This window comes from Flavobacterium sp. KMS (assembly GCF_000813005.1).
Lineage (GTDB): Bacteria > Bacteroidota > Bacteroidia > Flavobacteriales > Flavobacteriaceae > Flavobacterium.
This window is the reverse complement of sequence record NZ_JSYP01000017.1, coordinates 42,747-55,808: the sequence shown is the minus strand read 5'-3', so window position 1 is coordinate 55,808 and position 13,062 is coordinate 42,747. Positions and strand designations below refer to the sequence as shown.

The following is a 13,062-nucleotide window of genomic DNA, read 5'->3' as shown; positions in this document are numbered from 1 at the left end:
TAATGAGAACATATATAACCGCAATTTTAGGCATGTTGCTTATAGTATCCTGCAAAAGCGACAAAAAAGAAGAACAAAATAATGCTGAAGTCAATAAGCAAGAAAACAGCATTCAATTAACTAATGATCAGGTAAAAAATGCTGGATTGATTGTAGGGAACCCACAAGAAAAAAATGTAAAAGAAATATTAACGCTTCAGGGAACAGTTACTGTACCGCCCAAAAGTGTTGTAAGCATCAGTATTCCGTTAGGAGGATATATTAAACAAACAAGTTTAATGTCTGGAATGCATGTTAAAAAAGGCCAGTTATTAGCAGTAGTAGAAGATATGCAATACATACAACTGCAACAGGATTATCTTACTGCAAAAGAAAAGTTTCAATTATCGCAAAGCGAATATAACAGACAAAAAGAACTTAATGCCAAGAAAGCAAGTAGCGATAAATTATACGAACAAACTGCTACCGAAATGCAAACTCAGCGTATAAATATGGCATCATTGGCACAGAAATTAACTTTATTAGGGATTAATGTAAGAACACTTACAGCCTCAAATATCAGTAAAACGGTATCTATTGTTTCGCCTATAAATGGTCTGGTAACTAAGGTTAATGTAAACGTGGGGAAATACATATCTCCAACGGATATGTTGTTTGAATTAATGGAAACCAGTGATATCGTTCTTGTTATGAATGCTTTTGAGAAAGATGTACACTTACTTTCTGTAGGACAATCGGTTACAGCTTTTACCAATAGTAATCCTTCAAAGAAATATACAGCTAAAATTGCTTATATAAATCAAAGTCTTAACGGAGATCGTGCTGCCGAAGTTATCTGTAAAGTAAATAAATACGATAGCTCATTACTTCCTGGTCTTTTTATTAATGCTGAAGCAGAATTTGAAAACGAAAAAGCACTTACCGTTCCAGAAGATGCTGTTGTAAGATGGCAAGGCAAATTCTTTGTTTTTTCTTCTACAGGAAATAATAATTATAAAATGATTCCGGTAGAACCAGGAACGACTAATGAAGGCTTTCGCCAAATTAAATCTTCTTTAATAAATGCATCATCAAAAGTTGTGACTAAGAATGCGTACACACTTTTAATGACATTTATGAATAGCGGAGAGTAAAAGTCCAAACATTTGCTAAACAGAAAAAGGTAGTCACTAGGCTACCTTTCCTGTTTAATGTATCTAGGTAGAGACGCACCGCAGTGCGTCTAACACAATATATATCGCAAAATGATTTTTAACAGATAGAAACATAGATTTAAAATGAATATCTAAGCACCTTATAGAAAATCATATTTTTTTCACATAGCTAACTATGTGTGTTTCAACTAAGTGAAACGCTTTATTGGTAACTAAAAAAATCTATTTTTCTATGTGTTAATTTTATTAAGACGCAAAATAAAATTTATTCTGCTTTTCTAATTAATGGGATAACTTTTGTTCCAATTAATTCTATAGCATTCATTAATTGGGAATGTGTAAGTCCTGCATTATCCATTTGGAATGTAAATCTTGAAACACCGCCAAGAGATTCACTATGTCTTAAAATCTTCTCAGCTACTTGTTCTGGATTCCCTACAACCAAAACTCCTTTTTCGTCGATAAGACTATCAAACTGTGCTTTTGTAACAGGTGGCCAGCCACGTTCTTTTCCTAGTTTAGTCCAAAGTTCGGCATAACCCGGATAATAATCGGCAATTGCTTTTTCATTCGTACTACCTACATAACCTGGCGAATGCAAGCCTACTTTTAATTCTTTGGCAGTAAATCCTGCTGCTTTACCAGCTTCTCTATATAAATCAATTAACGGACGAAAACGATGTGTTTGACCTCCAATAACAGCAACCATTAATGGTAATCCCAGAGTTCCTGCTCTCACAAAAGATTCCGGAGTTCCGCCAACGCCTAGCCAAATAGGTAATTTTTCTTGTAATGCACGTGGATAAACAGGAAGGTTATTTAGAGCAGGACGAAATTTTCCTGACCAAGTAACAAATTCATTATCTCGTATTTGCAGCAAAAGTTCTAGTTTCTCTTTAAAAAGTTGGTCATAATCATTAAGATTAAACCCAAATAAGGGATAAGCTTCTATTGATGATCCACGCCCAACGACAATTTCAGCACGTCCTTTGGAAATTAAATCCAGAGTAGCAAAACTTTGATATACACGCACAGGATCAGCAGCACTTAAAACACTCACGGCACTTGATAACCGAATATTGCTTGTTTTTGCTGCAGCTGCTGCCAAAATAACTGCTGTAGCAGAATCTAAGAATTCTTTTTTGTGATGCTCGCCAATACCAAATATGTCAAGACCTACCTGATCAGCTAGTTCAATTCTTTGTAATAATTGCTCCATTGCATCTACGCTACTTAGCGTATTATTGTCCCCGTACATTGCAGAGGCAAAACTATCTATACCTATTTCCATCATAGTAGTAAAGATAATAAATTTTGTTTTCTTTTTATTGTGGCTACATTTAAGTATTCGTCCAGCATTAATTATATTTGGCTATAAATTAGCTTCCAATTTCTCATTAATGAACAAAATTATAACATACTCACTTGAGCATCATACAAGCTTGTTTACAACTGAGGAAAACAAAAACGATTATTTTTATGTACAAATAAATGATCATCCTTACATCGACGAACCTTATCGAGCAGAAAGTTATGCGATAGAATTTCTTAAAAAAGGAAGTATTATAATGCAAACAAGGCTTACAAAAATTGTAATTCACGCACCAGCAATAATCACATTAGGACCTTCGGTAATAAGAAGTTTTACCAAAAACAGCGATGAAATTTTAATGGATATCATCTTTTTTAAACCGCAATTCTTCCTTAAAAATCAGGCAAATGTTTTCTTCCTGAATCAATATGATTTTTTCGATAATAGTCAGATGCATGTATTTAGCCTTGAGAAAGGTGCTAAAATTAAATTTGGGAAAATATTTGATTTAATTAGTGATACACTTAACGGAGATAACAACAATCAATCTTCAATTTTAAGAAGTTATCTCTATATATTAGTATTCGAACTTGATGCTATAAAACAAACTATTACCGATAACTACGATCAAAATCCATTGTTTGAAAAATTCAAAGAAATCCTTGCCAAAGAATTTTTAAGAGAACGTTCCGTAGGATATTATGCTGATAGTTTAAATGTTACACGCAAATATTTATCTGAAGTTATAAAAAAGAATAGTGGGAAAACAGCTAGCAATTGGATTGATGATTTTATAGTGCTTGAAGCTAAAGTATTACTGCAAAACAAAGCACTAACCATTAATCAGATAAGTGAAATGCTGAACTTTTCCAATCAATCTGTTTTCGGAAAATTTTTTAAGAATTCTGCTGGTTTTTCTCCTTTGGAATACCGTAAAAATAATGGATAATAACTTGTTGATTTTACCGCAGAGAAATTAAAAACAAAAAATTAACCGCAAAGGACGCAAAGTTTTACGCAAAGTTCGCAAAGCTTGGTCATTACTACTTTGTGTGCTCTGCAGTTAAGCTTAACACAACCATCAAAAATAATTTTCACCATTAAGAAAAAAAGAAAAATTAAGCTTAATCCTTAATGAATCTTAATATCTTAATGGTTAAACTTTTTAACCTACAGATTAAAAACTTTGTGAACTTTGCGTTTTTCCCTTGCGTTCTCTGCGGTAAATTTCTTTATGGTTAAGCTTCTCTAAAAACGACTTTATGACCAACATATAAGACATTTGGCTCTTTATTGATGAAACAAATCAACGCAACTTTGTACCATGATAATTTTACTGACAATGTGTAAATAAAAAATAAATTATGTCAAAAGTTGCAAAATTTGTAGTTATAATAAATGATAATGCTGGTTGGATAGAAAATCAGGCAATTAATTTCTATTCCAATTTATTTGGAGAATCAACAGCATTAGGGGAGAAGTATGTCGAAGAAAACTTGTCTATTCCTAAACTCTTTAAAATACAAAATGATTTTTCGGTCGAAATAATGATGGTTTATGATAACGAAACACCTTTAGGTTTTATGAAGCTTAACTCATCCAGACTATCTAATCAAAATCTTGGTGCGAATAAACCTGTTGGTATTGACCATATTGTTTATTTTGGAAAAGATGATTTAATGGTACTACTCAAGCGTGCTGAAAAAGTTGCTAATCAAAGAAAATATGATTTAATATGGATTAAAGCTTTTAAAGATGATGTTATTTTGATTGAATTATTGGAATCTCTGGAATATCAAGTATTCGATTATGAAGAAGATAATAGCAAGAATAGCAATCAAGAGCAAGTTTATTTTAGAAAAGCAATGCTAGTTCATTCCAATCCTATTTTATAAAAGATATATTAATATAGATTAATGTGGGTTAATTTACTTACATTAGTCTATGCTAATTTATTGAAAATAAGATAAAATGGAAGTAGTAAAAATATACATAGAATATGTAGCGAAAGGAATTGAAATAACTGGTATTATCACCATAATTATAGGGATTGTGCTAGCGATGGGTAAGTTCATTTTTTCACTTCAGGGAACAACTCCACGTTCCTATAAAATATTAAGGCAAGAACTTGGTAAAGGAATCTTATTAGGTCTAGAAATCCTTGTTGCAGGAGATATTATTGGCACAGTTGTAACCGAACCAACAATGGATCGTGTCCTTTCGTTAGGAGTTATTGTATTAATTAGAACATTTTTGAGTTTATCACTCGAGGTAGAAATCGAAGGGAAATTTCCATGGCAGAAAAGCAAAAAGATAGAGGAGTAATGAATCATTCCTCTTTTTGAGATCCGTATTTTTCCAGATTTATTCTTACTTTTTCATTTCTTTGTAAAGCATATTGCTCGTAGACCTTGTCAAATAGTTGATCATTTTCCAGTATTGCAATTTTGGCTTGTGCAATAAAATATTCCAAATCGTCTTTATATATTCCACCATTAACTTTTCTTACGGTATAAGTTTCTCCAGTAGCTCTTCTTTTCTTAATAATCTCGATAAAAGAGATGTTATTTCGTATATCTTTTCGAGCCGCCTGAGATCTAGGGGAGTCATAAAATCTATATTCTGAATCAAAAAATCCAGAAATCGCATCGTCATTTAGTCTAAAAACTTTATTACAAAAAACTTTAAGTGCTACGTAACCATTTTCGTCTGCTTGTTCTATAAAATCTGAAATTTGATAAGGTGTTTTCATTTAATTAATTCCGATAACAAATTTTGTTCTCTTCTAAAAAAGAAATACAATACTTGTAGATACATAATTTAAGGTTATAAAAAATGAAATTACAAAAATGAATATTTAAAACCAAATTGATATTAATGACTGTGATAGGTGAGTGGTACCAGGATTTCTATTCTTTCTAAATATTACTATTTCTAATGCATTCTATAAATATTTAGGCATTTGATATTGAAGCTAATTGAGGTGATTTTTTAACAAAAATTATATAGAATTAATCTAAATAATTTTTGTTAAAGGATTATTAATATTTACATTTGCGCTGTTTTTATTTAGAACTATTAAAAACAGATAACCAATCAAATTTAAAAATTAATGAAGTATCTCAACTTAAGAATATCACAGTTTATATTTATAATTTGTTTTTTATTTTCGGTCTTAACATCTTTCGCGCAACAAAGCCCAGGGAAAATTAAAGGAAAAATAACAACTTCAAGTGGCAAACCTTTAACAGGAGTAAGTATTATTCTTAAAGCATCAAAATATAGCACTTCGACTGGTAGTGACGGTAGCTTTAAATTTGACAAAATAATCGCCAATATTTATACTTTACAGGCATCCTTAAAAGGTTACGAAACAATAGAACAAGAGATTAGTGTCTCTAAAAATCAAACCACAACACTTAATTTAATATTAAAAGTATCAAATAAAGATCAGGCATTAGGCGCAAATTCTGGAGATAATGGATCTGAGCTTGATGAAATAATTGTTTCGGCTAGCAGAAAAGTAGAAACTTTATCTAAAACGCCATCATCAGTAACGGTAATTAACGCTAAGAGTATCGAAAACTTATCAATTGTAAGTCCAAATATTGCTAATGTTCTTGCTTTTGCAGTTCCAGGTTTAGGTTCTGCGACTAATAATACTGGTAATTACGGACAAACTCTTAGAGGAAGAAATCCTTTGGTTCTTATCGATGGGATTCCGCAATCGACACCATTAAAATCGGCTGGTAGAGAATTACGCTCTATTGATCCTTCGGTAATCGAGCGTATTGAAGTTATAAAAGGAGCAACAGCTATTTATGGAAATGGAGCCGATGGAGGTTTGATTAACTATATTACAAAATCGGGCAAGACACAAAAGAAGTTTGCTGGTTATAGTGAAGCAGGAACAACAGGTAACATAAAAGGAGATAGCGTTGTAGGATATAGACTTTTGCAACAGTTTTACGGAAGAATCAAAAACTTTAATTATATCGTAGGTGGTGTATATGACAGAACTGGTGTTTTCCGCGATGGAGAAGGAGAAGTTATTTCTCCAGAATATGGATTGGGTGAAACTAAAACATATAATGTGTTTACCAAACTAGGATATGACCTTACAGATAAACAAAGAATTGAATTGATGTATAATTATTTTAGCTCTAACCAAGATTCTGATTTTGTGCTTAAAAATGGAGTTTATGGAGTTAGCCCTGCAATTGGCGTACTCGGAAACAGACAGGGTGCTGATGAAGGAACACGTTACAATCATAATGCAAATCTGCAATATGTAAACAAAGAGATTTTTGGCAATACTAGTTTAACAGCTAATTTATATTTTCAGGATTTCTTGACTATTTTCTCTAATTCTGCCTTTTTCTACGGATCTGGACAATCACAAACAGCATCTACCAAAAAAGGATTAAGAGTTTATTTAAACACTCCATTTACAGTTTCGTCAGACTTTACAGGAGATGTTACTTATGGTTTTGATTTACTAAATGATAAAACAAATCAAAAATTAGTTGACGGTAGAGTATGGGTTCCAAACATTGATATGGTTAATCTAGCTCCTTACGCACAATTATCGACTCTATTATTTGAGGATTGGACAGTAAAAGCTGGTTTACGTATCGAAAATATCAAAATAAATATTGATGATTATAACACCCTTGCTACAGGAGCAAACGGTGCGGGAAGTGTTGCCGTAAAAGGTGGCGAACTTAATTATGATGCATTTGTTTTTAATACAGGTATAAGATATTCTAAGTTCAAGTTTTTGAACCCTTTCATCAGTTTTTCTCAAGCTTTCTCCGTATTTGATTTAGGTAGAGTTCTTACTGCAGCAAAACAAGATGCTATCTCTAAATTAGAAACTGAACCAATTATCGTAAATAATTATGAAGGTGGTTTTAGCAGCCAATTAGGGAAGTTTAATCTTAGTGCAGCTTATTATTACAGTACTTCTAAACTAGGAACAAACTTGATCCAAGTTGATGGTTTCTTACTTGCAGAACGTTTACCAGAGCGTGTATGGGGTTATGAGATTCAGGCAGATTATCAAGTATTAAAACAACTTACTGTAGGAGGAAATTACGCTTATGTACAAGGAAGAGGCGATAAAGACGGTGATGGTCATTTTTATGGAGAAAATGATATTTATTTAAAATCAAACAGGATACCTCCAGTTAAAATGACTGGTTACGCAAAATTTGGAAACGAAAGATTAAATGTAGAAATATATTGGATGTATGTTGGAGATCGCGATTATTTTAAACCAAATGCCAAAGGAGCTTATGCAATTGGTGAAGGTCCGATTCATTCATTCAACTTATGGAATCTGGCTACAGCTTATAAAGTAACCGATCAAATTAGAGTAAAATTAGGTATTGAAAACCTACTTAACACCGATTATTATACTACAACTTCTCAATTTTACGGTACAAATGCCAATTATACAAGAGGAAATGGATCAAGATTTAATCTAGCTGTTGGTTACAGTTTCTAAGACAATCTATTAAGTAATAATTAAAAGGTTTCTGGTATTTTTATCAGGAACCTTTTTTTTTTAAGATTCTGAGCGACAAAGGTTCTAAGGCTCTAAGAAACTTCACAAAGATTGTCTAAAATGGAAAGCGGATGACGCGGATTTACAAAAGTAAAGACGCAGATAAAAGCTGATTTTTAAAAGCAATATCGAGAAATCCGTCCCGACGCTTCGGGATCGTGTTTTCGCTTTAGCGAATCTGTTTTATCTGCGTACTATACACAAAGAGTTAGATAGAATTTAATTCGTCTGTTCTAGAATTGGCTACAAATAGAACGCCGATGACACGGATTTACAAAAGTAAAGACACAGATAAAAGCAGATTTTTAAAAGCAATATCGAGAAATTCGTTTTATCTGTGTTTTCGCTCTAGCGAATCCGTTTTATCCGCGTACTATAACACATCTGAAATCAATCCCGACGCTTTGGGATTGTGTTTTCGCTCGAGCGAATCTGTTTTATCCGCGTACAATTCCTCAAACTTGTCATTAAGGTTTCTTTTTTGTACTTAGTTTCTTTCTTTGTATTTGTATAAGTGCGAAAAATTAATACAATAATGTGAGATTTATTTGTTATTTTTGTTTAGACCAAATCTAAACAACCTAAATAATGAAAAATTTCCTGATTGCAGATTCTGAAAACTTGCATATAATAGGATTGAAACAGACCTTGAAAAAGTTTGTGAAGAAATCAAATTTAACCGTGGTAGGTTCTAAAGATGAGTTGATTACTCATCTAGAGAAAAATATAGTTGAGTACTTAATTATCGATCCGAATAATATTTTTTTATTTTATGATGATGACTTTAAGCAGCTACGGCTGAATTCTCCAAATTGTAAAATTATCATTTTATCATACTTTAAGAATAAACAAACGATCAGTAGTTTTCTGAAAGAAAATATTGACGGATTTATTTCAAAAGACTGTCAGGAGCAGACTATTTTTGATGCTTTGTATAAAATTGAAAACGGTGAACGTTACTTATGTCCGAAAATACTAAATCTTCTTGTAGATGTGCTTATTTCTCCGGCATCTGATTTAAAAGAAAAACTAACTTTTAGAGAGTCTGAAATTTTAAAGCAGATTGCTAAAGGTAATGATGGGAAAAGCATTGCTTCTGACCTTTTTATAAGTATTCATACATTTAGAACTCATCGGAAAAATATTATGAAAAAAACTGGCAGACATACCACCCCAGAGCTTATTTTATATGCAATTGACAGAAAAATAATATAATTCAAGACTAGGTAAATAGTGTTTTTTTTGTCTATTTTATACTACATATGTAGTATTGCTACTACCTCTTTTGTATAATTTTATTTACTATTCGTGTAGTATTGACTTTAGTTTTTATGGGATATACTTTTGTTAAAAACTATTCTTTAGAATGAATCTAAATAAAATAAGTCAATGGAAGCACGTGAACAGATAAGCACAATTGAATTAAAAGAGGTTTTAGAAAAAAAACATGTCAAGCACATTTTTTCTAATAATAAAAAAGCCATTTCTCTTTACAAGAAGAGTATGAAAAAAACAATTAAACTAATTGCAAATCATTTAGAAAGCAGAGATACTCCTTTTACAGGCGCAAGCATTTCTTCGATTAAAGAAAAAATTGATGCAATAGTACTTGACGAAAAGAATCAGGGAAACAGTTTAGAATATGTTTTAGACGAGCTTAAAGACGTTTACCTGAATGATTGTATTCATTTTCATGACCCAAAGTACATAGCTCATTTAAACTGCCCAATTTTGATACCTACACTTGTTGCAGAAGCGTTTATCTCTTCTTTAAACTCGTCAATGGATACCTGGGATCAAAGTACCGGAGGCACTTTTATCGAATTGAAGCTGATAGACTGGACGATTGAAAAATTGGGTTATCCGGAACGAGCAGATGGAATTTTTACAAGCGGAGGAACACAGTCGAATTTGATGGGATTACTTTTAGCGCGAGATCATTTTGTGAAAAAGAATTACAATATGGACCCTAAAATGGACGGACTTCCTGCGGATGCATCAAAATTTAGAGTTTTATGTTCTGAAGTAAGTCATTTTAGCTTAAAGAAGAATTTAAGTTTATTAGGATTAGGCCAAAATGCAGTTGTTCCTGTGGCAGTTGATACTGATTTTAAAATGAATGTTCAGGCTTTGAAAAAAGTAATTCAGCAGCAGAAAGATTTAGGAAATATTCCAATAGCAATTGTGGGTACAGCAGGCACTACAGATTTTGGGTCAATTGATCCCTTAACCCAAATTGCTGCAATCGCAAAAGAGAATAAATTATGGTTTCACGTTGATGCGGCTTATGGCGGGGGATTATTGATCAGTGAGAAACATAACAGTAAATTGGAAGGCATTGGACTTTCAGATTCTGTTACTATAGATTATCACAAAACCTTTTATCAGCCGGTAAGTTCAAGTGGTTTTTTTATGAGAGACAAATCGTATGTTGATTATATAAAATACCATGCAGATTACCTGAACTCAAAAGAGCAGGAAGACGAGGGAATTCCAAACATGGTGAAGAAATCAATACAGACCACCCGCAGATTTGATGCCCTAAAATTATGGTTTACCCTAAGAATAATTGGAACAAAGGGACTAAGCACCTACATGGACAAAGCGATTGATAATGCTCTCTTTACCGCAGATTTCTTAAGAAGGAGAGATGACTTTGAAGTAATTCATAATCCTGAAATAAGCACAATTGTGTTCCGCTATAAACCTTGGAAAACAGATGAAGGATCTTTTTGTAGCTTAAACAGTTACATCCGTAAAGCTATTTTTAATGAAGGAAAAGCCATTATAACGAGTACAAAAGTCTATAATGAAGTATTTTTGAAATTCACACTACTTAACCCTCTGACAACTCAGGCCGATATTGAAGAAATTATAAATTTAATCGTTTTTCACGGTCAGGAATATACATTGATAAATTAATACCCCTTATGGAAAATAAAATATACGACTTTATAGCTGTTGGTGTTGGACCTTTTAATTTGAGTCTGGCATGTCTTACAGCACCAATTGAAAATCTGGATGGTTTGTTCTTTGATAAAAATGAATCTTTCAACTGGCATCCCGGAATGTTATTGCAGGACACCACTCTTCAGATTCCTTTTTTGGCTGATTTAGTAACACTCGCAGATCCAACTAGCCCGTTTAGTTTTTTGAATTATATAAAAGAACAGGGCAAAATGTACTCGTTCTACATTCGTGAAAACTTTTTATTGTTAAGAAACGAATATAACCAATACTGTCAATGGGCAATTAAGAAACTCCCAAATGTATTTTTTAATACAGAAGTTTCGATGATTGAATATGATGATAATGAGTCTGTTTATATTGTGAGTACAGTTTGCACCAAAACAAGCAAGGTTACTTTTTACAAGACTAAAAAGATCATTTTAGGTACTGGAACTGCACCACATATTCCTAAATCCTGTCAAACTCTTAAAGGAAAAGCAATTCATTCGTCTGCCTACGTGCAGAATAAAGCAGCATTACAAAAACAAAAGGCGATTACCGTTTTGGGAAGCGGACAAAGTGCTGCCGAAGTTTTTAATGATTTATTGCAGGAAATTGATGTGTACGGATATCAGTTGAACTGGATTACGCGCTCGTCCCGTTTCTTTCCAATGGATTACAGCAAACTTACTTTAGAAATGACCTCTCCTGAATATGTGGATTACTTTTACAGTCTTCCCGCTGAGAAGAGAGATTATCTGTTAAAAGAGCAGAAATTGCTTTACAAAGGAATTAATAAAGATCTGATTGAAACTATTTTCGACACTATTTATGCTAAAAAAGTGATTGGAGAAATTGATGTGAATTTAAGAACAAATTCCGCTTGTGTAAAAGCAGATTTTGACGAAAGTAAACAGTCTTTTGAATTGGAATTACATCAGGTCGAACAAGATAAAAAATACCGTCATGTTACCGACGCATTAGTTCTGGCAACAGGTTACGGTTATAAATTGCCGCCTTTCCTCGAAGGAATTACAGACAGAATCCAATGGGATGATAAAGGACGTTTTGCTGCCAATCGAAATTACAGTATTGATAAAAATGGACGAGAAGTTTTTGTTCAGAATGCAGAATTACACACACACGGATTTGTTACACCCGACTTAGGAATGGTTTGTTACCGAAATTCTTATATTATCAAAGAAATTACGGGTGTTGAGCATTATGCAGTTGAAACAAAAATTGCTTTTCAGGAATTTGGAGTTGCTGTAGCTGAAGTTGTAGAGTCAAATGTTTTTGAAGAGATTCTGTAAACACTGCTCCGGTTCAACGGCTAAAAGGTATTCAATAACAAGACCGTAATCGGCTGAGATAATCTTGGTTGTTGTTTTACCATTTTGAAGAAAAGTGTAAAATAAGATTATGTCACTCCCATTAAAATAATAATAAGCTTAACTTGATAAGAGATGATGAATAATAAAATAATTGATATAGAAGATAAAGCCGTTTCTGATATTGTTTTTGTCAAAACAATTCCTGGTATGGGCGTTTTTGAATTGCGTCCAATAGACTTAGAAACTGATACGCCTTTGCTTCATGACTGGGTGAATCGTGATTACGCAGTTTATTGGGGAATGAATGGATTTTCTTTGCAGGAAGTGTACGATTCATACCGCGAAATTCTAGAGAAAACTGATGTTTATATGGGTGTTTTTAATGGTGACATTTCTTTTTTATTAGAATGTTACAATCCCGAGACAGATAGTATTGGAGAGTACTATAAAGTAGAAAAAGGGGATAAAGGGATGCATATCTTAGTAGCGCCCTTAGAAATACCCGTAAATAAGTTTACCTGGACAATTTTTACCGTAATACTGGATTTTATTTTTTGTGATGCCAAAAATCAACGTGTTGTTGTTGAACCTGATGCACGCAATCATAAAATTCATGCATTGAATAGAAAAGCCGGATTTGTATTCCAAACCGAAATTGATCTGCCTCATAAAAAAGCACATCTTGAGTTTTGTACACGTGAGGATTATTATAAAGCTTTGCAATCGGTTTAGATATAATATTGG

General features: G+C 32.8%; 11 protein-coding genes. 9 read left to right on the top strand and 2 right to left on the bottom strand.

Features of this window, described 5'->3' with window-relative positions:
• The first annotated feature begins 2 nt into the window (after nucleotides 1-2).
• Nucleotides 3-1,133: an efflux RND transporter periplasmic adaptor subunit gene (locus OA93_RS16930; protein WP_039114688.1), complete on the top strand. Its 1,131-nt coding sequence runs from the start codon at nucleotides 3-5 to the stop codon at nucleotides 1,131-1,133.
• Between the two features lie 286 nt (nucleotides 1,134-1,419).
• On the opposite strand, the gene OA93_RS16925 is transcribed toward OA93_RS16930, so the two are convergent.
• Nucleotides 1,420-2,445, bottom strand: a complete 1,026-nt coding sequence (locus tag OA93_RS16925) for an LLM class flavin-dependent oxidoreductase (protein ID WP_039114739.1) — start codon at nucleotides 2,443-2,445, stop codon at nucleotides 1,420-1,422.
• A 109-nt stretch (nucleotides 2,446-2,554) separates the two neighbouring features.
• Here OA93_RS16925 and OA93_RS16920 point away from each other — a divergent pair, with 109 nt between their 5' ends.
• The 3 genes from OA93_RS16920 to OA93_RS16910 all read left to right on the top strand — a co-directional run bounded on the left by OA93_RS16920 (nucleotide 2,555) and on the right by OA93_RS16910 (nucleotide 4,791).
• Nucleotides 2,555-3,415, top strand: a complete 861-nt coding sequence (locus OA93_RS16920) for a helix-turn-helix domain-containing protein (protein ID WP_039114686.1) — start codon at nucleotides 2,555-2,557, stop codon at nucleotides 3,413-3,415.
• 415 nt (nucleotides 3,416-3,830) lie between these two features.
• Complete coding sequence (locus OA93_RS16915) at nucleotides 3,831-4,361, top strand: hypothetical protein (protein ID WP_039114684.1); 531 nt, start codon at nucleotides 3,831-3,833, stop codon at nucleotides 4,359-4,361.
• A gap of 76 nt (nucleotides 4,362-4,437) precedes the next feature.
• Nucleotides 4,438-4,791: a DUF1622 domain-containing protein gene (locus OA93_RS16910; RefSeq protein WP_039114682.1), complete on the top strand. Its 354-nt coding sequence runs from the start codon at nucleotides 4,438-4,440 to the stop codon at nucleotides 4,789-4,791.
• 4 nt (nucleotides 4,792-4,795) lie between these two features.
• Here the strand turns inward: OA93_RS16910 and OA93_RS16905 are convergent, their stop codons facing one another.
• Entirely contained in the window at nucleotides 4,796-5,218 is a 423-nt protein-coding gene (locus OA93_RS16905) for a hypothetical protein (protein ID WP_039114680.1), read from the bottom strand.
• 360 nt (nucleotides 5,219-5,578) lie between these two features.
• Here OA93_RS16905 and OA93_RS25520 point away from each other — a divergent pair, with 360 nt between their 5' ends.
• The 5 genes from OA93_RS25520 (at nucleotide 5,579) to OA93_RS16880 (ending at nucleotide 13,050) form a co-directional block, all read left to right on the top strand.
• Complete coding sequence (locus OA93_RS25520; RefSeq protein ID WP_039114678.1) at nucleotides 5,579-7,975, top strand: TonB-dependent receptor; 2,397 nt, start codon at nucleotides 5,579-5,581, stop codon at nucleotides 7,973-7,975.
• 648 nt (nucleotides 7,976-8,623) lie between these two features.
• A complete protein-coding gene (locus tag OA93_RS16895) occupies nucleotides 8,624-9,250 on the top strand; it encodes a response regulator transcription factor (RefSeq protein ID WP_039114676.1) in 627 nt (208 codons plus the stop codon).
• A 288-nt stretch (nucleotides 9,251-9,538) separates the two neighbouring features.
• Nucleotides 9,539-10,957: an aspartate aminotransferase family protein gene (locus OA93_RS16890; protein ID WP_240474747.1), complete on the top strand. Its 1,419-nt coding sequence runs from the start codon at nucleotides 9,539-9,541 to the stop codon at nucleotides 10,955-10,957.
• 8 nt (nucleotides 10,958-10,965) lie between these two features.
• On the top strand, nucleotides 10,966-12,297 hold the full coding sequence (locus OA93_RS16885; protein ID WP_205625787.1) for a lysine N(6)-hydroxylase/L-ornithine N(5)-oxygenase family protein: 1,332 nt from the start codon (nucleotides 10,966-10,968) through the stop codon (nucleotides 12,295-12,297).
• 153 nt (nucleotides 12,298-12,450) lie between these two features.
• A complete protein-coding gene (locus OA93_RS16880; RefSeq protein WP_240474746.1) occupies nucleotides 12,451-13,050 on the top strand; it encodes a GNAT family N-acetyltransferase in 600 nt (199 codons plus the stop codon).
• The last annotated feature ends 12 nt before the right edge of the window (nucleotides 13,051-13,062 follow it).

Excerpts from the sequence above, each read along its gene's own strand:
- OA93_RS16905 (WP_039114680.1), bottom strand. The coding sequence starts at position 5,218 with ATGAAAACACCTTATCAAATTTCAGATTTTATAGAACAAGCAGACGAA.
- OA93_RS25520 (WP_039114678.1), top strand. The coding sequence starts at position 5,579 with ATGAAGTATCTCAACTTAAGAATATCACAGTTTATATTTATAATTTGT.
- OA93_RS16895 (WP_039114676.1), top strand. The coding sequence starts at position 8,624 with ATGAAAAATTTCCTGATTGCAGATTCTGAAAACTTGCATATAATAGGA.
- OA93_RS16880 (WP_240474746.1), top strand. The coding sequence starts at position 12,451 with ATGATGAATAATAAAATAATTGATATAGAAGATAAAGCCGTTTCTGAT.
- OA93_RS16930 (WP_039114688.1), top strand. The coding sequence starts at position 3 with ATGAGAACATATATAACCGCAATTTTAGGCATGTTGCTTATAGTATCC.
- OA93_RS16890 (WP_240474747.1), top strand. The coding sequence starts at position 9,539 with ATGAAAAAAACAATTAAACTAATTGCAAATCATTTAGAAAGCAGAGAT.
- OA93_RS16915 (WP_039114684.1), top strand. The coding sequence starts at position 3,831 with ATGTCAAAAGTTGCAAAATTTGTAGTTATAATAAATGATAATGCTGGT.
- OA93_RS16885 (WP_205625787.1), top strand. The coding sequence starts at position 10,966 with ATGGAAAATAAAATATACGACTTTATAGCTGTTGGTGTTGGACCTTTT.
- OA93_RS16925 (WP_039114739.1), bottom strand. The coding sequence starts at position 2,445 with ATGGAAATAGGTATAGATAGTTTTGCCTCTGCAATGTACGGGGACAAT.
- OA93_RS16920 (WP_039114686.1), top strand. The coding sequence starts at position 2,555 with ATGAACAAAATTATAACATACTCACTTGAGCATCATACAAGCTTGTTT.
- OA93_RS16910 (WP_039114682.1), top strand. The coding sequence starts at position 4,438 with ATGGAAGTAGTAAAAATATACATAGAATATGTAGCGAAAGGAATTGAA.